The following is a 265-nucleotide window of genomic DNA, read 5'->3' on the forward strand; positions in this document are numbered from 1 at the left end:
TAGAGTGCCCTTTCGTAGCAACTAATGACAAGGGTTGCGCTCGTTGCGGGACTTAACCCAACATCTCACGACACGAGCTGACGACAGCCATGCAGCACCTGTGTACTGGTTCTCTTTCGAGCACTCCTCAATCTCTCGAGGATTCCAGCCATGTCAAGGGTAGGTAAGGTTTTTCGCGTTGCATCGAATTAATCCACATCATCCACCGCTTGTGCGGGTCCCCGTCAATTCCTTTGAGTTTTAATCTTGCGACCGTACTCCCCAG

Annotated in this window: 1 rRNA gene; it reads right to left on the reverse strand. The window is 51.3% G+C overall.

Features of this window, described 5'->3' with window-relative positions:
* A 16S ribosomal RNA gene (locus GCN78_RS29060) occupies nucleotides 1-265 on the reverse strand; the annotation flags it as partial.

The organism is Janthinobacterium rivuli, from assembly GCF_009208735.1.
GTDB lineage: Bacteria > Pseudomonadota > Gammaproteobacteria > Burkholderiales > Burkholderiaceae_D > Janthinobacterium.